At 40.2% G+C, this 17,437-nt stretch carries 30 protein-coding genes; 29 read left to right on the forward strand and 1 reads right to left on the reverse strand.

What is annotated here, in order from left to right; genetic code table 11:
• The first annotated feature begins 1 nt into the window (after position 1).
• The 25 genes from rplB (at position 2) to B6A32_RS01990 (ending at position 12,990) form a co-directional block, all read left to right on the forward strand.
• Complete coding sequence (rplB, locus tag B6A32_RS01870) at positions 2-826, forward strand: 50S ribosomal protein L2 (RefSeq protein ID WP_085301055.1); 825 nt, start codon at positions 2-4, stop codon at positions 824-826.
• Between the two features lie 28 nt (positions 827-854).
• Positions 855-1,130 (forward strand): 30S ribosomal protein S19, encoded by a 276-nt coding sequence (gene rpsS / locus B6A32_RS01875; RefSeq protein WP_081151044.1) that lies wholly within the window; start codon positions 855-857, stop codon positions 1,128-1,130.
• Between the two features lie 10 nt (positions 1,131-1,140).
• Positions 1,141-1,473, forward strand: a complete 333-nt coding sequence (gene rplV, locus B6A32_RS01880; RefSeq protein WP_081151045.1) for a 50S ribosomal protein L22 — start codon at positions 1,141-1,143, stop codon at positions 1,471-1,473.
• Positions 1,474-1,484: 11 nt separating this feature from the next.
• Positions 1,485-2,183: a 30S ribosomal protein S3 gene (rpsC, locus tag B6A32_RS01885; RefSeq protein ID WP_085301056.1), complete on the forward strand. Its 699-nt coding sequence runs from the start codon at positions 1,485-1,487 to the stop codon at positions 2,181-2,183.
• Between the two features lie 11 nt (positions 2,184-2,194).
• Positions 2,195-2,608, forward strand: a complete 414-nt coding sequence (rplP, locus tag B6A32_RS01890; protein WP_085301057.1) for a 50S ribosomal protein L16 — start codon at positions 2,195-2,197, stop codon at positions 2,606-2,608.
• Positions 2,608-2,799, forward strand: coding sequence for a 50S ribosomal protein L29 (gene rpmC, locus B6A32_RS01895; RefSeq protein ID WP_085301058.1), 192 nt, complete (start codon positions 2,608-2,610; stop codon positions 2,797-2,799). The genes rplP and rpmC overlap by 1 nt, the downstream gene beginning before the upstream one ends.
• Positions 2,799-3,050, forward strand: a complete 252-nt coding sequence (rpsQ, locus tag B6A32_RS01900) for a 30S ribosomal protein S17 (protein WP_085301059.1) — start codon at positions 2,799-2,801, stop codon at positions 3,048-3,050. The genes rpmC and rpsQ overlap by 1 nt, the downstream gene beginning before the upstream one ends.
• A gap of 361 nt (positions 3,051-3,411) precedes the next feature.
• Positions 3,412-3,780 (forward strand): 50S ribosomal protein L14, encoded by a 369-nt coding sequence (rplN, locus tag B6A32_RS01905; RefSeq protein WP_070375069.1) that lies wholly within the window; start codon positions 3,412-3,414, stop codon positions 3,778-3,780.
• 12 nt (positions 3,781-3,792) lie between these two features.
• Complete coding sequence (rplX, locus tag B6A32_RS01910) at positions 3,793-4,107, forward strand: 50S ribosomal protein L24 (protein WP_085301060.1); 315 nt, start codon at positions 3,793-3,795, stop codon at positions 4,105-4,107.
• A gap of 12 nt (positions 4,108-4,119) precedes the next feature.
• The gene (gene rplE / locus B6A32_RS01915) at positions 4,120-4,665 is read left to right on the forward strand and encodes a 50S ribosomal protein L5 (protein WP_085301061.1); all 546 of its coding nucleotides are present in this window, start codon (positions 4,120-4,122) and stop codon (positions 4,663-4,665) included.
• A gap of 4 nt (positions 4,666-4,669) precedes the next feature.
• Entirely contained in the window at positions 4,670-4,975 is a 306-nt protein-coding gene (gene rpsN, locus B6A32_RS01920; RefSeq protein ID WP_085301062.1) for a 30S ribosomal protein S14, read from the forward strand.
• Between the two features lie 19 nt (positions 4,976-4,994).
• Entirely contained in the window at positions 4,995-5,384 is a 390-nt protein-coding gene (gene rpsH, locus B6A32_RS01925) for a 30S ribosomal protein S8 (protein ID WP_101685897.1), read from the forward strand.
• A gap of 11 nt (positions 5,385-5,395) precedes the next feature.
• Positions 5,396-5,929, forward strand: coding sequence for a 50S ribosomal protein L6 (gene rplF, locus B6A32_RS01930; protein ID WP_085301063.1), 534 nt, complete (start codon positions 5,396-5,398; stop codon positions 5,927-5,929).
• A 9-nt stretch (positions 5,930-5,938) separates the two neighbouring features.
• The gene (gene rplR, locus B6A32_RS01935) at positions 5,939-6,292 is read left to right on the forward strand and encodes a 50S ribosomal protein L18 (protein WP_085301064.1); all 354 of its coding nucleotides are present in this window, start codon (positions 5,939-5,941) and stop codon (positions 6,290-6,292) included.
• 9 nt (positions 6,293-6,301) lie between these two features.
• The gene (gene rpsE / locus B6A32_RS01940) at positions 6,302-6,811 is read left to right on the forward strand and encodes a 30S ribosomal protein S5 (protein ID WP_085301065.1); all 510 of its coding nucleotides are present in this window, start codon (positions 6,302-6,304) and stop codon (positions 6,809-6,811) included.
• A gap of 6 nt (positions 6,812-6,817) precedes the next feature.
• Entirely contained in the window at positions 6,818-6,997 is a 180-nt protein-coding gene (gene rpmD, locus B6A32_RS01945) for a 50S ribosomal protein L30 (protein ID WP_085301066.1), read from the forward strand.
• Positions 6,998-6,999: 2 nt separating this feature from the next.
• On the forward strand, positions 7,000-7,434 hold the full coding sequence (rplO, locus tag B6A32_RS01950; protein ID WP_077287467.1) for a 50S ribosomal protein L15: 435 nt from the start codon (positions 7,000-7,002) through the stop codon (positions 7,432-7,434).
• A gap of 8 nt (positions 7,435-7,442) precedes the next feature.
• Positions 7,443-8,768, forward strand: a complete 1,326-nt coding sequence (gene secY / locus B6A32_RS01955; RefSeq protein ID WP_081179730.1) for a preprotein translocase subunit SecY — start codon at positions 7,443-7,445, stop codon at positions 8,766-8,768.
• Positions 8,769-8,798: 30 nt separating this feature from the next.
• Entirely contained in the window at positions 8,799-8,912 is a 114-nt protein-coding gene (gene rpmJ, locus B6A32_RS01960; RefSeq protein WP_085301067.1) for a 50S ribosomal protein L36, read from the forward strand.
• Between the two features lie 133 nt (positions 8,913-9,045).
• Positions 9,046-9,402, forward strand: a complete 357-nt coding sequence (gene rpsM, locus B6A32_RS01965) for a 30S ribosomal protein S13 (protein WP_077287460.1) — start codon at positions 9,046-9,048, stop codon at positions 9,400-9,402.
• A gap of 13 nt (positions 9,403-9,415) precedes the next feature.
• Positions 9,416-9,805 (forward strand): 30S ribosomal protein S11, encoded by a 390-nt coding sequence (gene rpsK / locus B6A32_RS01970; protein ID WP_076420861.1) that lies wholly within the window; start codon positions 9,416-9,418, stop codon positions 9,803-9,805.
• A 33-nt stretch (positions 9,806-9,838) separates the two neighbouring features.
• On the forward strand, positions 9,839-10,459 hold the full coding sequence (gene rpsD, locus B6A32_RS01975; protein WP_077287458.1) for a 30S ribosomal protein S4: 621 nt from the start codon (positions 9,839-9,841) through the stop codon (positions 10,457-10,459).
• 24 nt (positions 10,460-10,483) lie between these two features.
• Complete coding sequence (locus tag B6A32_RS01980; protein WP_085301068.1) at positions 10,484-11,473, forward strand: DNA-directed RNA polymerase subunit alpha; 990 nt, start codon at positions 10,484-10,486, stop codon at positions 11,471-11,473.
• A 42-nt stretch (positions 11,474-11,515) separates the two neighbouring features.
• Positions 11,516-11,923 (forward strand): 50S ribosomal protein L17, encoded by a 408-nt coding sequence (gene rplQ, locus B6A32_RS01985; protein WP_085301069.1) that lies wholly within the window; start codon positions 11,516-11,518, stop codon positions 11,921-11,923.
• 167 nt (positions 11,924-12,090) lie between these two features.
• Positions 12,091-12,990 (forward strand): phosphoribulokinase, encoded by a 900-nt coding sequence (locus tag B6A32_RS01990; protein WP_085301070.1) that lies wholly within the window; start codon positions 12,091-12,093, stop codon positions 12,988-12,990.
• 53 nt (positions 12,991-13,043) lie between these two features.
• On the opposite strand, the gene B6A32_RS01995 is transcribed toward B6A32_RS01990, so the two are convergent.
• Positions 13,044-13,451, reverse strand: a complete 408-nt coding sequence (locus B6A32_RS01995; protein ID WP_085301071.1) for an OsmC family protein — start codon at positions 13,449-13,451, stop codon at positions 13,044-13,046.
• A 693-nt stretch (positions 13,452-14,144) separates the two neighbouring features.
• On the opposite strand from B6A32_RS01995, the gene petA reads away from it, so the two are divergent.
• The 4 genes from petA (at position 14,145) to sspA (ending at position 17,435) form a co-directional block, all read left to right on the forward strand.
• Complete coding sequence (petA, locus tag B6A32_RS02000; protein ID WP_085301072.1) at positions 14,145-14,735, forward strand: ubiquinol-cytochrome c reductase iron-sulfur subunit; 591 nt, start codon at positions 14,145-14,147, stop codon at positions 14,733-14,735.
• Positions 14,735-16,000, forward strand: coding sequence for a cytochrome b (locus B6A32_RS02005; protein ID WP_085301073.1), 1,266 nt, complete (start codon positions 14,735-14,737; stop codon positions 15,998-16,000). The genes petA and B6A32_RS02005 overlap by 1 nt, the downstream gene beginning before the upstream one ends.
• The gene (locus B6A32_RS02010) at positions 16,000-16,698 is read left to right on the forward strand and encodes a cytochrome c1 (protein ID WP_085301074.1); all 699 of its coding nucleotides are present in this window, start codon (positions 16,000-16,002) and stop codon (positions 16,696-16,698) included. Before B6A32_RS02005 ends, B6A32_RS02010 begins: the two co-directional genes overlap by 1 nt.
• A 95-nt stretch (positions 16,699-16,793) precedes the next feature.
• Positions 16,794-17,435 carry a stringent starvation protein SspA gene (gene sspA / locus B6A32_RS02015; protein WP_085301075.1) on the forward strand — a complete coding sequence of 214 codons (642 nt, stop codon included), beginning with the start codon at positions 16,794-16,796 and terminating at the stop codon, positions 17,433-17,435.
• The last annotated feature ends 2 nt before the right edge of the window (positions 17,436-17,437 follow it).

Below are 17,437 nucleotides of genomic sequence, written 5' to 3' on the forward strand. Positions count from 1 at the left end.
AATGGCTATAGTTAAATGTAAACCTACTTCTCCGGGTCGTCGCCACGTTGTTAAAGTGGTTAACACGGAGTTGCATAAAGGTAAGCCTTACGCACCATTATTAGACACTAAGTCTAAATCTGGTGGTCGTAACAATAATGGTCGTATTACTGTTCGTCACATTGGTGGTGGGCATAAGCAACATTACCGTATTGTCGACTTTAAGCGTAATAAAGATGGTATCCCTGCAAAAGTAGAACGTTTGGAATATGATCCAAACCGTAGTGCAAACATTGCACTAGTACTTTACGCAGATGGCGAGCGTCGTTACATCCTAGCCCCTAAAGGCTTAAAAGCTGGTGATGCAATCCAGTCTGGTGTAGATGCTCCTATTAAAGCGGGTAACACTTTACCACTACGCAACACACCATTAGGTAGTGTTGTACACGCAATCGAACTTAAACCAGGTAAAGGTGCACAAATTGCACGTGCTGCTGGTACTTATGCTCAGTTAGTAGCGAAAGACGGTGCTTATGTCACTTTACGTCTTCGTTCTGGCGAAATGCGTAAAATTGAGTCAGATTGTCGTGCTACTTTAGGTGAAATCGGCAACGCTGAACACATGCTTCGCTCTTTGGGTAAAGCTGGTGCTTCACGCTGGCGCGGTGTTCGCCCAACTGTTCGTGGTGTTGCCATGAACCCAGTTGATCACCCACACGGTGGTGGTGAAGGTAAAACATCAGGCGGTCGTCATCCGGTATCACCTTGGGGTGTACCAACTAAGGGTTACAAGACTCGTTCTAACAAGCGTACCGATAAATTTATCGTACGTCGTCGTACTAAATAATAGTACTTATAATTAAAGAGGAATCACCATGCCACGTTCTCTCAAGAAAGGTCCATTTATAGACCTACACTTGTTGACGAAGGTAGAGACAGCGGTGGAAAGCGGGAATAAAAAGCCAATTAAAACTTGGTCCCGTCGTTCAATGATCATCCCTACGATGATCGGATTGACCATTGCCGTCCATAATGGCCGTCAACACGTACCTGTATTTGTAACTGATGAAATGATCGGACACAAATTAGGTGAATTTGCACCAACTCGTACTTACCGTGGCCATGTCGCGGATAAGAAAGCGAAGAGATAGGGGAAATAAGATGGAAGCTATTGCTACACATAAATTTGCCCGTGGTTCAGCGCAAAAAGCACGTTTAGTTGTGGATCAAATCCGCGGCTTGCACGTTGAAAAAGCACTTGAAATCTTAACATTTAGCAACAAATCTGCTGCTGTTTTGGTTAAAAAAGTACTTGATTCAGCAATTGCTAACGCAGAACACAATGAAGGTGCAGACATTGATGAGCTTATCGTTAAAACTATTATGGTTGACGATGGCCCAACAATGAAACGTATTAAGCCTCGTGCGAAAGGTCGCGCGGATAGAATCCTTAAGCGTACAAGTCACATCACTGTGATTGTATCTGATAACTAGGAGATATTAGAATGGGTCAAAAAGTCCATCCAAATGGTATTCGCTTAGGTATCACGAAACCTTTCGCGTCTACTTGGTTTGCAAGTAACAAAGATTTCGCAGGTAATTTACACGGTGACCATTTGGTTCGTGAATATTTAACTGAAAAGCTTAAGCGTGCTTCATTATCAAAAATTGTAATTGAACGTCCTGCTAAATCTATCCGCGTTACAATTCACACGGCTCGTCCGGGTGTTGTAATCGGTAAGAAAGGCGAAGATGTTGAGAAATTACGATTAGCAGTTTCTAAAATTGCTGGTGTTCCTGCTCAAATCAACATAGCTGAAGTACGTAAGCCAGAAATGGATTCGCAGCTAGTTGCAGACAGTATTGCTAGTCAATTAGAACGTCGCGTAATGTTCCGTCGTGCGATGAAACGTGCTGTACAAAATGCTATGCGTTTAGGCGCTAAAGGTATTAAAGTACAAGTAAGTGGTCGTTTAGGTGGTGCAGATATTGCACGTGCTGAGTGGTATCGTGAAGGTCGTGTTCCATTACACACTTTACGTGCTGACATTGATTACTCAATTGCCCGCGCTGATACCACTTATGGTGTTATCGGTATCAAAGTTTGGATCTTTAAAGGTGAAGTAATTGGCAACATGCCATTACAAGCTGAGCAACCAGCAGCTAAGCCTAAAAGAAAACCTAACCGTAAGACCAGTAAGTAGAGGAATAAGTAATGTTACAACCAAAACGTACTAAATTCCGTAAGCAATTTAAACTGCGTAACCGTGGTCTTGCACACACTGGTAGCTCAGTTAGCTTCGGTACTTTCGGGTTAAAATCAATGGAACGTGGTCGTATGACTGCGCGTCAAATTGAAGCGGCTCGTCGAGCAATGACTCGTCACGTGAAGCGTCAAGGTAAAATCTGGATCCGTGTATTCCCTGATAAGCCAATTACTAAAAAACCTCTTGAGGTTCGTATGGGTAAGGGTAAAGGTTCAGTAGAATATTGGGTATGCCAAATTCTACCTGGTCGTGTTCTTTATGAAATGGAAGGTGTGTCGGAAGAGTTAGCGCGTGAAGCATTTGCTTTAGCCGCAGCTAAACTTCCTTTCAAAACAACTTTCGTAACTAGAACGGTGATGTAATGAAAGCAAGCGAATTGAAAGAAAAAAGCATTGAAGAGCTAAACGCTGAATTGCTTGAATTGCTACGCGAACAGTTTAACTATCGCATGCAAGCAAGCACTGGCCAATTAGCACAAACTCATTTGCTAAGAACTGTACGCCGTAATATCGCGCGTGTTAAGACTATCATAACTGAAAAGGCAGCTAAGTAATGAGCGAAGCAAAAATTCGTACAATACAAGGTCGTGTCGTCAGTGACAAAATGGAAAAGTCTATCACTGTCCTGATCGAACGTCGTGTTAAGCACCCTATATACGGTAAGTTCATGACCCGTTCAACTAAGTTGAAAGCGCATGATGAAACTAACCAATGTGTAGTAGGTGATTTAGTATCTATTCGTGAATGTGCTCCAATTTCTAAGTCTAAATCTTGGACATTGGTAAGCGTTTTAGAAAAAGCTTAATCGCTTTATCTAATTCACAATAAGAACTTTCAAAAAGGCTCTGCTTCGGCAGGGCCTTTTTTATTGGTCAAAATGTAAAGTTATATAAAGAACTCAAATAACCAGTATTCTTATTTAGTTTTTTAAATAAATAGCAATTGATGAGATTAAATTAAGCTCACAACGTCAGTGTTTATCTTGTGTACATCAAGGTTGATAATAAAAGTGGTTATTTTTTAGCTAAATAAAGTATCACTTTTTAATAACCGGTGTTATAATCTCGCGCCCGCTCGTTGTGAGTGGGATTTAGAAGGCAGTGACGGGTCAAATTTCTGGCCTTGAATTTAATCTTTTATAAGATAATTTAGCGGAGACATATTAAATGATCCAAATGCAATCACAATTGAACGTAGCTGATAACAGCGGCGCTCGACGTGTACAATGTATAAAGGTTCTTGGTGGTTCGCACCGTCGCTACGCACGCATTGGTGACATCATTAAAATTGCAGTGAAGGAATCAAATCCTCGCGGCAAGGTTAAAAAAGGTGATGTTCTTACTGCAGTAGTGGTGCGCACTAAGAAAGGTGTTCGTCGTTCAGATGGTTCTACCATCCGTTTTGACGAAAATGCGGCTGTAATGTTAAATGCTAACTTACAACCAATTGGTACTCGTATTTTCGGTCCTGTGACTCGTGAACTTCGTAATGAAAAGTTCATGAAAATTGTTTCACTTGCACCAGAAGTACTATAAGGAGTCACGATAATGGCATCTAAGATTCGTCGTGATGATGAAGTAATCGTACTTGCAGGCAAAGACAAGGGCAAAACTGGTAAAGTGACCAAAGTTCTTGTTGAAGAAAGCAAAGTATTTGTTGAAGGTATCAACTTAATCAAGAAGCACACTAAGCCTGTACCTCAGTTACAGCAGCCTGGTGGAATTGTTGAAAAAGAAGCACCTTTAAATGTATCCAACGTTGCGATTGTTAACCCAGCTACTGGCAAAGCAGATCGTGTTGGTTTTAGAGATGAAGACGGCAAAAAAGTTCGTTTCTTCAAATCTAATAACGAATTAATTTAATTGGAGTAAACGATGGCGAAACTGCATGATTTTTACAAAGATACAATTGTAAGCGAACTTCAAAAGAAGTTTGAATACAAAAGTGTCATGCAAGTCCCTCGGATTGAAAAGATCACCCTAAACATGGGTGTTGGTGAAGCAATTGCTGATAAAAAAGTATTAGAGCACGCCACAAATGATCTTACTGCAATCTCAGGTCAAAAACCTGTCACGACAGTAGCACGCAAATCAGTTGCGGGCTTTAAAATTCGTGAAGGCTACCCTATTGGCACAAAAGTAACTCTACGTGGCGAACGTATGTGGGAATTCTTAGAGCGTTTAATCTCTATTTCTATTCCTCGTATCCGTGATTTCCGTGGCTTAAATCCAAAGTCATTCGATGGTCGTGGTAACTACAGCATGGGCGTACGTGAGCAAATCATTTTCCCTGAAATCGAATACGATAAAATCGATAAGATTCGCGGAATGGATATCACTATCACTACAAGTGCGAAGAATAACGAAGAAGGTCATGCTTTATTGACTGCCTTCAACTTCCCATTTAAGAAGAAGGTGTAGAGTTATGGCTAAATCGTCAATGAAAGCTCGTGAAGCAAAAAGAACCAAGTTAGTTGCTCAATATGCTGAAAAGCGTAGTGCACTAAAAGCTATCATCTCTGGTGTTAATTCTTCTGAAGAAGAACGCTGGGATGCAGTACTGAAACTTCAAGCATTACCTCGTGATTCGAGCAGTAGTCGTCAACGTAACCGTTGTAACATTACTGGCCGTCCACATGGTTACTTACGTAAATTCGGCTTAAGCCGTATTAAATTACGTGAAACTATGATGCGCGGTGAAGTTCCAGGTCTTAAGAAAGCTAGTTGGTAATTCACGGGAGTAAATGGTTATGATGACTGATCCTATCGCGGACATGTTTACACGCATCCGCAACGGTCAATCTGCAGCAAAGTCTGCAGTTACAATGCCATCTTCTAAGGTAAAAGTTGCACTTGCCAACTTGCTTAAAGAAGAAGGTTACATTTCAGATTTTTCAGTTTCAGGTGATGTAAAACCTGAACTAACTGTTGAATTGAAATATTTTGAAGGTAAAGAAGTAATTGAAGTGATCAAACGTGTTTCACGTCCAGGTCTTCGCGTATACAAAGGTGCTCAAGAGCTTCCTAAAGTATTAGCAGGTATGGGTATCGCTATTATTTCTACTTCTAAAGGTCTAATGACTGATCGCGCCGCTCGCAATGCGGGTCTTGGCGGTGAAGTTCTTGGTTTCGTAGAGTAAAGGAGCAGAATATGTCTCGTGTCGCAAAAGCACATGTCGCAATCCCTGCAGGCGTTACTATTACGTTATCAGGTCAAGACATTAAAATTAAAGGTCCAATGGGTGAATTATCTCACACGATCCATAGCGATGTTGTTGTTTCTCAAGAAGAAGACAACCTTATCACTAATATCGTTGCTGATGTTAAAGGCGCTTGGGCTCAAGCCGGTACTGTACGCTCTTTAATCAATAATATGGTTGAAGGTGTAAGTAAAGGTTTTGAAAAGAAATTATTGTTAAACGGTGTTGGTTACCGTGCTAAAGCTGCAGGTAAGTCTTTAAACTTATCTTTAGGCTTTTCACATCCGGTTGACCACGCAATTCCTGAAGGAATTACTGTTGAAACTCCTAGCCAAACTGAAATCATACTGAAAGGTGCTGATAAACAGTTGGTCGGTCAAACTGCAGCGAACATTCGTGCATACCGTAAACCTGAGCCTTATAAAGGTAAAGGTATTCGTTATAGCGATGAGAATGTACGTCGTAAAGAAGCTAAGAAGAAGTAGGGTAATACTATGGATAAGAAAACATCTCGTTTGCGCCGCGCTAAACGCGCTCGTGCAAAAATCAGCGAGTTGGGTGCGAATCGTTTAGTTGTATTCCGTACTCCTCGTCATATTTACGCGCAATTGATTGCACCAACAGGTTCTGAAGTAATCGCGTCAGCGTCTACTTTAGACAAAGAAGTTAGTGCTCAGTTAGAAAAAACAGGTAACGTTGAAGCAGCTACGGCTGTAGGTAAAGCAATTGCAGAACGTGCAGTAGCTAAAGGCATCACTAGTGTTGCTTTTGACCGTTCAGGTTTCCGTTACCATGGTCGCGTGAAAGCGTTAGCAGATGCAGCTCGCGAAGCTGGTCTTCAGTTTTAGGGGTTGATAATGGCTAATCATAATCAAGAAAACTCACAACAAAGTGATATGGCTGAAAAGCTAATCGCAGTTAACCGTGTATCAAAAGTGGTTAAAGGTGGTCGTATTTTCAGTTTCACAGCACTAACCGTAGTTGGTGATGGCGCTGGTCGCGTTGGTTTTGGTTACGGTAAAGCACGTGAAGTGCCTGCTGCAATCCAAAAAGCAATGGAAAAAGCACGTCGTAACTTAGTAACCGTAGATTTGAAGGGTACTACTCTTCAGCATGTCGTTATCGGCAAGCACTCTGGTTCAAAAGTTTACATGCAACCAGCTTCTGAAGGTACAGGTATTATCGCCGGTGGCGCGATGCGTGCAGTACTTGAAGTTGCAGGCGTTCAGAACGTATTGTCTAAGGCATACGGTTCTACTAACCCAATAAACGTAGTTCGCGCTACTGTTGCTGCTCTTGCGAATATGCATTCGCCTGAAGCTGTTGCAGCAAAGCGTGGTAAAAGCGTTTCAGATATTCTGGGGTAATTGAGCATGGCTAAAACAGTTAGAATAACTCAGTTAAAAAGTTCTATCGGTCGTTTACCGAAGCATAGAGCTACATTAAAGGGTCTTGGTTTACGTCGTATTCGTCAAACAGTAGAGTTAGAAGATACTCCATCTGTACGCGGTATGATTAATCAAGTATCTTATATGATTAAGGTGGAGGATTAATAATGCATTTAAATACTTTATCTCCTGCACCAGGTGCTAAGAAAGCCAAGAAACGCTGTGGTCGTGGTATTGGTTCTGGCATAGGTAAAACAGGTGGTCGTGGTCACAAAGGTCAGAAATCTCGTTCTGGCGGTAGTGTTCGTCCTGGCTTCGAAGGTGGTCAAATGCCATTGAAACAACGTTTACCTAAGTTTGGTTTCACGTCACGTAAATCTTTAGTTCGCGCTGAAGTACGTTTACATGAACTAAACAACATCACAGGTGATGTTGTCGATATCTTTGCCCTGAAAGATGCTAACTTAATCACACGTAATATTGTGTCAGTGAAAATCATGCTTTCTGGTGAAATCACTCGTCCAATTACTGTACGTGGTTTAGGTGTTACTAAAGGCGCTCGCGCAGCTATTGAAGCTGCAGGCGGAAAAATCGAGGAATAGTACAGGTTATGGCTACACCAGGAATTGATAATAAAGCAAAAGGCGGATTGTCTGAGCTTAAACAAAGATTGTGGTTTGTATTCGGTGCACTTATTGTGCTTCGTTTGGGAACATTTGTGCCAATCCCTGGTATTGACGCCGCTGTATTAGCTCAGTTGTTTGAACAACAAAAGGGCACCATTGTAGAAATGTTTAACATGTTCTCTGGTGGTGCACTTGAGCGAGCCTCTGTATTGGCACTTGGTATTATGCCGTACATCTCAGCTTCAATCATTATGCAATTGCTTACGGTTATGCACCCGGCAATGGCAGAGTTGAAAAAAGAAGGTGAAGCTGGACGACGTAAGATCAGCCAATACACCCGCTACGGCACTTTAGTTCTAGCGACTGTACAATCAATTGCAATAGCAAGAAGTTTACCGGGAATGATGCCAGGTCTAGTAATGGACGCAGGTTTCGGATTCTACTTTGCTGCGGTAGTAAGTTTGGTTACTGGTACCATGTTTTTAATGTGGTTAGGTGAGCAAATTACTGAGCGTGGTATTGGTAACGGTATTTCAATCTTGATCTTTGCAGGTATAGTAGCTGGTATGCCGTCAGCTGTTGGTCAAACAGCAGAAGCGGCGCGTCAAGGTGAATTGCACTTATTAGTATTATTGCTAATTGGCGTAATTATATTTGCTACAACTTTCTTTGTTGTATTTGTGGAACGTGGTCAACGACGTATTGTTGTTAACTATGCTAAGCGTCAGCAAGGCCGTAAGGTTTTCGCTGCTCAAAGCACACATTTACCGTTAAAAGTTAATATGGCAGGTGTTATTCCACCAATCTTTGCATCAAGTATTATCTTGTTTCCAGGCACGCTTGCGAGCTGGTTTGGTCAAGGTGAAGGTATGGTTGCTGATTTCCTACAAGAAGTATCAATTGCTATTTCTCCAGGACAGCCGCTATATGTAATGTTACTTGCAGCAGCGATAATATTTTTCTGTTTCTTTTACACGGCTCTTGTATTCAACCCGCGTGAAACAGCAGATAACCTGAAAAAATCCGGTGCGTTTATTCCTGGGATTCGTCCTGGTGAGCAAACGTCAAAATATATAGATAAAGTGATGACTCGTTTAACCTTAGCTGGTGCGATGTATATTACCTTTATCTGTTTGGTACCTCAGTTTATTATTATGGCATGGGACGTTAATTTTTACTTTGGCGGAACATCACTATTAATTATAGTAGTTGTAATAATGGACTTTATGGCACAAGTACAGACTCATTTGATGTCTCATCAATATGATAATGTACTTAAAAAAGCAAACCTTAAAGGCTACGGTCGTTAGACTGGGCCCTTAGGTAACGGAGTATATAAAATGAAAGTACGTGCATCCGTAAAAAAGATTTGTCGTAATTGTAAAGTTGTTAAGCGCGCTGGTGTAATTCGTGTAATTTGCGAAGAGCCAAAGCACAAGCAACGTCAAGGCTAAATCTTTAAGCAGTAGCATTATGCAGATAAGTCTGTATAATGCCGCTTCGATTTGCAAAGAAATGCGGCTGGTTGAGTATCCTAACGGGCTTTTCAACTGGTAAATTTTAAATTAAAAATAGGAGATGTGTTTAGTGGCCCGTATCGCTGGCATTAACATCCCTGATCGTAAGCATGCAGTAATCGCCATTACTGCGATCTTCGGTATCGGAGCAACACGTGCGAAAGCAATTTGTGTTGCAACTGGTATTGCAGAGTCAACTAAGATCAGTGAATTGGACGAAGCTCAAATTGATTTGCTTCGTGCAGAAGTGGATAAATACACCGTAGAAGGTGATTTACGCCGTGAAGTTTCAATGAACATTAAACGTCTTATGGATTTAGGTTGTTTCCGTGGCATTCGCCACCGTCGCAGTCTTCCTCTACGTGGTCAACGCACTAAAACTAATGCGCGCACCCGTAAAGGTCCTCGTAAGCCAATTAAGAAGTAAGAGGAACTAGACAATGGCTAAAACACCTGTACGTACGCGTAAACGCGTAAAAAAACAAGTTGCTGACGGCATGGCTCATATCCATGCATCTTTCAACAACACAATCGTAACTCTTACAGATCGTCAAGGTAACGCCTTATCATGGGCGACTGCTGGTGGTTCAGGTTTCCGTGGTTCACGTAAATCTACTCCATTTGCTGCGCAAGTAGCTGCAGATCGTGCTGGTAAAGCTGCACAAGAGTTTGGCTTGAAGAATATTGAAGTGTTCGTTAAAGGTCCGGGTCCAGGTCGTGAATCTGCTATCCGTGCTTTAAATGCTGCTGGTTTTAAAATCACCAACATTACTGACGTTACACCTATTCCTCATAATGGTTGTCGTCCTCCTAAGAAACGTCGCGTTTAATCGTACTTTTTTTAGGATAGTTGGAGAAAGAAAATGGCTAGATATTTAGGTCCTAAGTTAAAGCTTAGTCGCCGCGAAGGTACAGATTTGTTCCTTAAAAGCGGTGTTAGAGCAATTGACACTAAATGTAAAATCGAAACAATACCAGGTCAACATGGCGCCCGTCGCGGTCGTTTGTCTGACTACGGTATTCAACTTCGTGAAAAACAAAAAGTTCGTCGTATATATGGCGTACTAGAAAAACAATTCCGCAACTACTATAAAGAAGCGGCTCGTCTAAAAGGCAATACAGGTGAAAACTTGTTGCAACTTTTAGAGAAACGTCTTGATAACGTAGTATACCGTATGGGCTATGCAAGCACTCGTGCTGAAGCTCGTCAACTAGTTAGCCACAAAGCTATCGTAGTTAACGGTGTTGTTGTTAATATTCCATCTTTCACTGTTAAAGCCGAAGATGTAGTTTCTGTACGTGAGAAGTCTAAAACTCAAGCGCGTATTATCGCTGCTTTAGAATTAGCTGAGCAACGTGAGAAGCCAGTTTGGGTTGAAGTAGATAACAAGAAACTTGAAGGCGTATTTAAACGCGTTCCTGATCGTTCTGACTTGTCTGCCGAAATTAATGAACAGTTGATTGTTGAACTTTACTCTAAGTAAAGTTGCACTTTAAGAGAGGACATAATGCAGGGTTCTGTAACCGAATTCCTTAGACCACGATTGGTTGATATCGAAACTGTTAGTGCTACTCGTGCTAAAGTAACTTTAGAGCCATTAGAGCGTGGTTTTGGTCACACTTTAGGTAATGCGTTACGCCGCATTCTTTTATCTTCAATGCCGGGTTGTGCTGTAACTGAAGTTGAAATTGACGGTGTACTTCATGAGTACAGCAGTAAAGAAGGTGTGCAAGAAGACATCATCGAAATACTGTTAAACCTTAAGGGACTAGCGATAAGTTTAGAAGGCAAAAATGAAGCTGTTCTTACCTTAACTAAGTCCGGTGAAGGCCCTGTAACGGCTGCCGATATCCAACATGATGGTGATGTAGAAATTGCAAATCCAGCTCATGTAATTTGTCATTTGACAGGTGATGGCTCTATCAGTATGCGTATAAAGGTTGAAATGGGACGTGGTTATGTTCCTGCTTCTGCCAGACGTGATGCCGAGGAAGAAGATCGTGCAATAGGACGTTTGTTAGTTGATGCTTCATTCAGTCCCGTTGTAAGAATTGCCTATGATGTTGATTCTGCACGTGTTGAACAGCGTACAGATTTGGACAAACTGGTTTTAGACATGGAAACTAACGGTACGTTAGATCCTGAAGAAGCAATTCGTCGTGCTTCAACAATTTTAGCTGAACAGTTAGATGCGTTTGTAGAACTTCGAGATGTAACTGAAGTTGAACCAAAAGAGGAAAAACCACTGTTTGATCCTATTTTGCTTCGTCCTGTTGATGACCTTGAACTTACTGTTCGTTCAGCAAACTGCCTAAAAGCAGAAGCAATTCAATATATTGGCGATTTAGTACAGCGTGCTGAAGTTGAGCTTCTTAAAACACCTAATTTAGGTAAGAAGTCTTTAACTGAAATCAAAGACGTTTTGGCGTCTCGTGGTTTGTCTCTAGGTATGCGCCTAGAAAACTGGCCACCTGAAAGCATAGCTGATAACGACTAAGTCGATCATCGTTTTTTTAATAGTTGAGAGAAGGATTAACTTATGCGCCATCGTAAAAGCGGTCGCCAGTTAAACCGTAATAGCAGTCATCGTAAAGCGATGTTCCGCAATATGGCAAGCTCTTTAGTAAAGCACGGTTTGATCAAAACTACTGTTGCTAAAGCTAAAGAACTACGTATGGTTGTCGAGCCACTGATCACATTGGCTAAAACCGACAGCGTTGCAAATCGCCGTTTAGCATTTGCTCGTACACAAGATAAAGAAGTAGTAGGTATTTTATTTAACGAACTTGGTGCTCGTTACCAAGAACGCCCAGGTGGATACACTCGCATTTTAAAATGCGGTTTCCGTACTGGTGATAAAGCGCCTATGGCTTACGTTGAGTTAGTTGACCGCCCAGCAGCTGAAGAAGCCGCTGAAGTAGTTGAAGAAGTTAGCGCAGAAGCATAATTTAGTATTCGTACTAAGTTTTTTCTGAAAGAATTAAAAGCGGAGCTTAGGCTCCGCTTTTTTGTTACTGTAATAAAATTGTTAAAACTATAACATCAGGTTAAAGCTTGACCCTTCTATAAATACCTCGTATAACAATTGTCCATATATTTTAAGGTTGAACTACTATGTCGTCACGTAATCCTATTATTGCAGTTACCGGTTCATCTGGAGCTGGTACTTCTACGACAACTGAATCGTTTGAACATATTTTCAGATCTTTAGGCATTACATCTGCGACAGTCGAAGGAGATAGCTTCCATCGATATTCACGCCAAGAAATGGACATGGAAAAACGCAAGGCCAAAGAACAACAACTTAAAATTAGTTATTTTGGTGATGCAGCGAATGATTTTGATGCCCTAGAAAAGTTATTTAAAGACTACTCTGAAACCGGTAAAGGTAAAATGAGACGTTATTTACATACTTTTGACGAAGCTGTGCCATATAACCAAATGCCTGGTACATTTACACCTTGGGAAGAGTTGGGTGAAGGTACTGACTTATTATTTTATGAAGGACTGCACGGAGGCGTTGTTACAGAGAAAAACGATGTAGCAAAGCATGTAGATTTACTTATTGGTATGGTACCGATTGTAAATCTAGAGTGGATCCAAAAAATAATTCGAGATACAAATAAACGTGGTCATAGTCGAGAAGCGGTAACTCAAAGTATTGTTAGGAGTATGGAAGATTATATTTCTTTCATAACCCCACAGTTTTCAAGAACACATATTAACTTTCAACGAGTTCCAACGGTTGATACTTCGAATCCATTTAGCGCTAAAGCAATTCCTACCTTAGACGAAAGTTTTGTTGTTATTCGTTGTCGAGATGCCAGTCAGCTCGACTTTCCTTATTATTTGAGTATGATCGATGGCTCATTTATGTCTCGTATGAATACTTTGGTTGTTCCGGGCGGTAAAATGGGCTTAGCAATGGAATTATTACTTACGCCATTAATCAAAGACTTAATGTTGAAGAAAACTGAAGCTAACAAACAACTAGATTGGATGAGTGATTTATAAGCCTTAGCTGTTAGCAAAAACTTTTAATGCTTGCTAACAACCAAAATATAAACTTATGTTACATTGTTTATTTGATATTCGTGGGTAATATTAACTGATTTATTAAGCATTAATGCAACTGAGCAGTATTTATCTGCAGACAAATTTACAGCACGTTCTACATGTTTTTCATTTACATCACTTCCTTCAATAAGGAATGTTAAATGAATATCTGAAAATAACTTAGGAACGCTATCAACACGTGTGGCAGATATTTCAACACTGCAGCCAGTAATCTTCTGACGTGCTTTTTCTAAAATGCTAACAACATCAACTGATGAACAGCCACCCAAGGAGATCAAAACACTCTCTAAAGGACTTGGGGCTATAGCGCCAGCGTTTGCATCTAATACTATTGTATGACCACTTTCAGAAGTACCGATGAATAATTCATCACCTATCCATTTTACCGTAGCTTTCATTAAGATTAACCTAAAGTTGAGATTTAACTGAATTCTAACTATTTAACACATTTTATACTAGTGAACTCATTCTTTATAATAATGATCAAACTAATTTAATGAACATGTTGGTATAATTTTTAGATACAATTTTACCGTAATCTAAAACCCAAATGGCTCCTTTTTTCTATTGTATACGCAGTGTATGAAAAATGTCTTCTGTTAATTGTGACAACTTAATCATCGCTATTTTACAGAAAATTAATCCATCTAATAATCTAATATGCAGCTTTCAACTGTCTGCTCTATTAATTTAATAGGTAGGTGGTTGCTTTCAATTGATATTAAAATATTTGTACAGCCATTTGTGCATTAATATTATGAAATTATTTGAATATTTTATAAGGTTGTTAGAAAATTAATAACGAGTTACTCGCTTTAAAGTTTTTACCAAGATATATTGATAATTGATAGATAAGAAAACCTACTAATGCGAATAGTTTTTATTTAGCGCGGGTGACCATTAAGAATTAACTTTTACTGCCATAAACCTGCATGGAAACGGTTAATTACCTTGTAAAAAACAAGGGTTTTCTTTATTATCAGAACAATTTTTTTTTCGTTGATTTAGTCGAACAACAATCTTCACAGTAACTAAGTAGTTTACTTCGTCTTGTGTTGTTGTATTAGCTAGATAATTATTGGAGAGTTTGAATGAGCAATGCGCCTGTTAACAACGGCCGTCGACGCTTTCTAACTGCTGCTACTTCGGTAGTTGGTGGTGTTGGTGTTGTCGGTGTGGCTGTGCCTTTCATTGGGTCTTGGAACCCTAGCGCGCGTGCGAAAGCCGCAGGTGCGCCGGTTGAGGTCAATGTTAGTAAGATAGAGCCAGGTCAATTAATACGTGCTGAATGGCGCGGTAAACCTGTCTATGTAGTTCGTAGAACAGAAGAAATTCTATCGAGTCTTAGTGCACATGATGGTCAATTAAAAGATCCTCAGTCAGAAGTGCCTCAACAGCCTGTTTATGCTACCAATGCATTCCGTTCAATTAAGCCGGAATTTCTAGTAGCCTTAGGTGTTTGTACTCACTTAGGTTGTGCTCCGACATATCGCAAAGGCGACTTCGAACAAGAAGTTGCAGGCGTTAAAGACGGTTTCTTCTGCCCTTGTCATGGTTCAAAATTTGATATGGCAGGTCGTGTATTCCAAAGTGTTCCAGCACCAACTAACTTAATGGTTCCTGAACACTCATTTCCTAACGATAGTACTTTGCTAATCGGCGTATCTGAAGGAGAAGCATAATGTTTGCTAATTTAATGGCTTGGATCGAACAGCGTCTGCCTCTAATGGATGCAATGAACAAACATGCCGCTCAATATCCTGCACCAAAGAATTTTAACTTTTGGTATGTATTTGGTATTTTAGCGAGTGTTGTTTTAGTTAACCAATTACTAACAGGTGTTTGGTTGACAATGAACTATGAACCTTCAGGTGACGGTGCATTCGCGTCAGTTGAATATATTATGCGTGATGTAGATTACGGTTGGTTGTTGCGTTATATGCACTCAACAGGTGCTTCTGCGTTTTTCGTTGTTGTATACATGCATATGTTCCGTGGCATGATGTACGGTTCGTATCAAAAACCGCGTGAATTACTGTGGTTGTTCGGTATGTTAATATTTTTAGTATTAATGGCTGAAGCCTTTATGGGTTACTTATTACCTTGGGGTAATATGTCATACTGGGGCGCACAGGTAATTATTTCTATCTTTGGCGCGATACCTGTAATTGGTGACGATCTAACGTTATGGATCCGTGGTGATTATGTTATCTCAGGTGCAACGTTAAACCGCTTCTTTGCTTTGCATGTTATTGCACTACCATTAGTATTAGTTGTGTTAGTGTTCCTTCATATTTTAGCTTTACATGAAGTTGGTTCAAACAACCCTGATGGCACAAACATTAAAAAACCAAAAGGCAGTGTACCTCCTGAAGAGCAAAGTAAATTTACTTTCCATGAACAATATACGAAAAAATACGATATTGTCGACGCTATCCCTTTCCATCCTTATTACACAGTGAAAGATTTAGTTGCAGTTGTTATTTTCCTCATTGTTTTTTGTTGGGTCATGTTTTTTGCACCAGAAGGTGGTGGCTACTTCATTGAGGCGCCAAACTTTGAACCTGCAAATGGCTTGAAAACACCTGAGCATATCGCTCCAGTTTGGTACTTCGGTCCGTTTTATACTATTTTACGTGTTATTCCTGATAAGTTATTAGGAGCTATAGGTATGTTCGGCGCGATTATCGCTTTATTTATGTTACCTTGGTTTGACCGTGGTACAGTTAAGTCTTTACGTTACCGTTGTACTGCTCACACTGTAAACCTTATTCAATTTGCTATCTGTTTTATCGTTTTAGGCGTTTTAGGTACATTACCTGCAAACCCGTTAAACAACTTGATTGGTGCAATTGCTAGTTTCGGTTACTTTGGATTTTTCGTTGCTATTTGGATCTACAGTAAAAATGAAAAAACTAAGCCAGTTCCAGAGAGGGTGACAGGATAATGAAAAAATTTATTTTAGCAGTTTTAGCTGTGCTACCTATGCTAGCGATAGCCGCTGGACCTAGTATGGATTTAGATAAAGCTAATAATGATTTACGTGATAAAGAATCTTTAAAACGTGGCTTTGAAGCTTACATTAACAATTGTTTAGCATGTCACGAATTAAAATATCAACGTTATAATCGTACGTTTGCTGATCTAGGTATTTCTGATGCTGATGGCATGGCTAATTATATGTATACCGGTGAAAAAGTCGGCGACCATATTACTAATACTATGCCTGGTAAAGAGGCGGCTAAATGGTTTGGTAGCACACCACCTGACTTAACGCTTGAAGCACGCTTTAGAAGTCCTGATTGGATTTACACTTATCTACGTTCTTTCTATGTTGATGAGAGTCGTCCATTTGGTGTGAACAACAAGGTATTTAAAGATGTGGGTATGCCACATGTATTACAAAACCTTCAAGGTGTTCAAACTATAGATGAACACGGTAACCTTTCTGAGGCAACCGGCGGCTCAATGACAGCAGAAGAATATGATCAATTTGCTCGTGACTTGACCAACTTCTTAGAATACACCGGTGAGCCAAATAAACTTGAACGCGAAAGCATGGGTTATTGGGTTATTGGTTTCTTATTTATCTTGTTATTCTTTGCTTACTTATTGAAGAAAGAATACTGGAGAGATGTACACTAATTATTAATATTTTTAATATAGTGTAAAGGTTAGATATTATTGGGGGCTTTGGCCCCCTTTGTTAGTTTTTTTAATTAAAGATTTTTGGAGGCATTATGGCCATAGCTGCAAACAAACGCTCTGTTATGACTTTATATTCGCATGCAGATGATATGTACAGTCATCAAACCCGCATTGTGTTGGCAGAGAAGGGTGTCGGTGTTGACATCCATTTGGTTGACTTAGCCGATTTACCTGAGGATTTACTTGATTTAAACCCTTACGGAACTGTGCCGACGTTAATTGACCGCGAATTAGCACTTTACGAAGCATCAATTATTATTGAATACTTAGATGAGCGTTTTCCTCATCCACCATTAATGCCGGTATATCCAGTATCACGTGGTCGTAGTCGTTTAATGATGCATCGCATTGAGCAAGATTGGTATAGCCTTGCTAAAACAATCTACAATGGTCCTGCCGATGCAGCGGCTAAAGCTCGTCAAGAACTTAAAGAAAGCTTATTAAGTGTTGCACCTATTTTAAACGAAGCTCCTTACTTTATGAGTGAAGAGTTTAGCTTAGTAGATTGTTACTTGGCACCGTTATTATGGCGTTTACCAGTAATGGGTATTGAGCTTGAAGGTGAAGGTTCTAAAGAACTAAAATCTTATATGTTGAAAGTATTTGAACGTGAGTCATTTCAAGCATCTTTAACTGAGTCTGAGCGTGAATTACGCTTTGGCGCACCGGTTTAAGT

Source organism: Colwellia polaris (genome assembly GCF_002104515.1).
GTDB lineage: Bacteria > Pseudomonadota > Gammaproteobacteria > Enterobacterales > Alteromonadaceae > Cognaticolwellia > Cognaticolwellia polaris.

What these genes read in the sequence shown, in the direction of transcription:
- rplB (WP_085301055.1), top strand. Translation starts at nt 2, where the DNA reads ATGGCTATAGTTAAATGTAAACCTACTTCTCCGGGTCGTCGCCACGTT.
- rpsS (WP_081151044.1), top strand. Translation starts at nt 855, where the DNA reads ATGCCACGTTCTCTCAAGAAAGGTCCATTTATAGACCTACACTTGTTG.
- rplV (WP_081151045.1), top strand. Translation starts at nt 1,141, where the DNA reads ATGGAAGCTATTGCTACACATAAATTTGCCCGTGGTTCAGCGCAAAAA.
- rpsC (WP_085301056.1), top strand. Translation starts at nt 1,485, where the DNA reads ATGGGTCAAAAAGTCCATCCAAATGGTATTCGCTTAGGTATCACGAAA.
- rplP (WP_085301057.1), top strand. Translation starts at nt 2,195, where the DNA reads ATGTTACAACCAAAACGTACTAAATTCCGTAAGCAATTTAAACTGCGT.
- rpmC (WP_085301058.1), top strand. Translation starts at nt 2,608, where the DNA reads ATGAAAGCAAGCGAATTGAAAGAAAAAAGCATTGAAGAGCTAAACGCT.
- rpsQ (WP_085301059.1), top strand. Translation starts at nt 2,799, where the DNA reads ATGAGCGAAGCAAAAATTCGTACAATACAAGGTCGTGTCGTCAGTGAC.
- rplN (WP_070375069.1), top strand. Translation starts at nt 3,412, where the DNA reads ATGATCCAAATGCAATCACAATTGAACGTAGCTGATAACAGCGGCGCT.
- rplX (WP_085301060.1), top strand. Translation starts at nt 3,793, where the DNA reads ATGGCATCTAAGATTCGTCGTGATGATGAAGTAATCGTACTTGCAGGC.
- rplE (WP_085301061.1), top strand. Translation starts at nt 4,120, where the DNA reads ATGGCGAAACTGCATGATTTTTACAAAGATACAATTGTAAGCGAACTT.
- rpsN (WP_085301062.1), top strand. Translation starts at nt 4,670, where the DNA reads ATGGCTAAATCGTCAATGAAAGCTCGTGAAGCAAAAAGAACCAAGTTA.
- rpsH (WP_101685897.1), top strand. Translation starts at nt 4,995, where the DNA reads ATGATGACTGATCCTATCGCGGACATGTTTACACGCATCCGCAACGGT.
- rplF (WP_085301063.1), top strand. Translation starts at nt 5,396, where the DNA reads ATGTCTCGTGTCGCAAAAGCACATGTCGCAATCCCTGCAGGCGTTACT.
- rplR (WP_085301064.1), top strand. Translation starts at nt 5,939, where the DNA reads ATGGATAAGAAAACATCTCGTTTGCGCCGCGCTAAACGCGCTCGTGCA.
- rpsE (WP_085301065.1), top strand. Translation starts at nt 6,302, where the DNA reads ATGGCTAATCATAATCAAGAAAACTCACAACAAAGTGATATGGCTGAA.
- rpmD (WP_085301066.1), top strand. Translation starts at nt 6,818, where the DNA reads ATGGCTAAAACAGTTAGAATAACTCAGTTAAAAAGTTCTATCGGTCGT.
- rplO (WP_077287467.1), top strand. Translation starts at nt 7,000, where the DNA reads ATGCATTTAAATACTTTATCTCCTGCACCAGGTGCTAAGAAAGCCAAG.
- secY (WP_081179730.1), top strand. Translation starts at nt 7,443, where the DNA reads ATGGCTACACCAGGAATTGATAATAAAGCAAAAGGCGGATTGTCTGAG.
- rpmJ (WP_085301067.1), top strand. Translation starts at nt 8,799, where the DNA reads ATGAAAGTACGTGCATCCGTAAAAAAGATTTGTCGTAATTGTAAAGTT.
- rpsK (WP_076420861.1), top strand. Translation starts at nt 9,416, where the DNA reads ATGGCTAAAACACCTGTACGTACGCGTAAACGCGTAAAAAAACAAGTT.
- rpsD (WP_077287458.1), top strand. Translation starts at nt 9,839, where the DNA reads ATGGCTAGATATTTAGGTCCTAAGTTAAAGCTTAGTCGCCGCGAAGGT.
- B6A32_RS01980 (WP_085301068.1), top strand. Translation starts at nt 10,484, where the DNA reads ATGCAGGGTTCTGTAACCGAATTCCTTAGACCACGATTGGTTGATATC.
- rplQ (WP_085301069.1), top strand. Translation starts at nt 11,516, where the DNA reads ATGCGCCATCGTAAAAGCGGTCGCCAGTTAAACCGTAATAGCAGTCAT.
- B6A32_RS01990 (WP_085301070.1), top strand. Translation starts at nt 12,091, where the DNA reads ATGTCGTCACGTAATCCTATTATTGCAGTTACCGGTTCATCTGGAGCT.
- B6A32_RS01995 (WP_085301071.1), bottom strand. Translation starts at nt 13,451, where the DNA reads ATGAAAGCTACGGTAAAATGGATAGGTGATGAATTATTCATCGGTACT.
- petA (WP_085301072.1), top strand. Translation starts at nt 14,145, where the DNA reads ATGAGCAATGCGCCTGTTAACAACGGCCGTCGACGCTTTCTAACTGCT.
- B6A32_RS02005 (WP_085301073.1), top strand. Translation starts at nt 14,735, where the DNA reads ATGTTTGCTAATTTAATGGCTTGGATCGAACAGCGTCTGCCTCTAATG.
- B6A32_RS02010 (WP_085301074.1), top strand. Translation starts at nt 16,000, where the DNA reads ATGAAAAAATTTATTTTAGCAGTTTTAGCTGTGCTACCTATGCTAGCG.
- sspA (WP_085301075.1), top strand. Translation starts at nt 16,794, where the DNA reads ATGGCCATAGCTGCAAACAAACGCTCTGTTATGACTTTATATTCGCAT.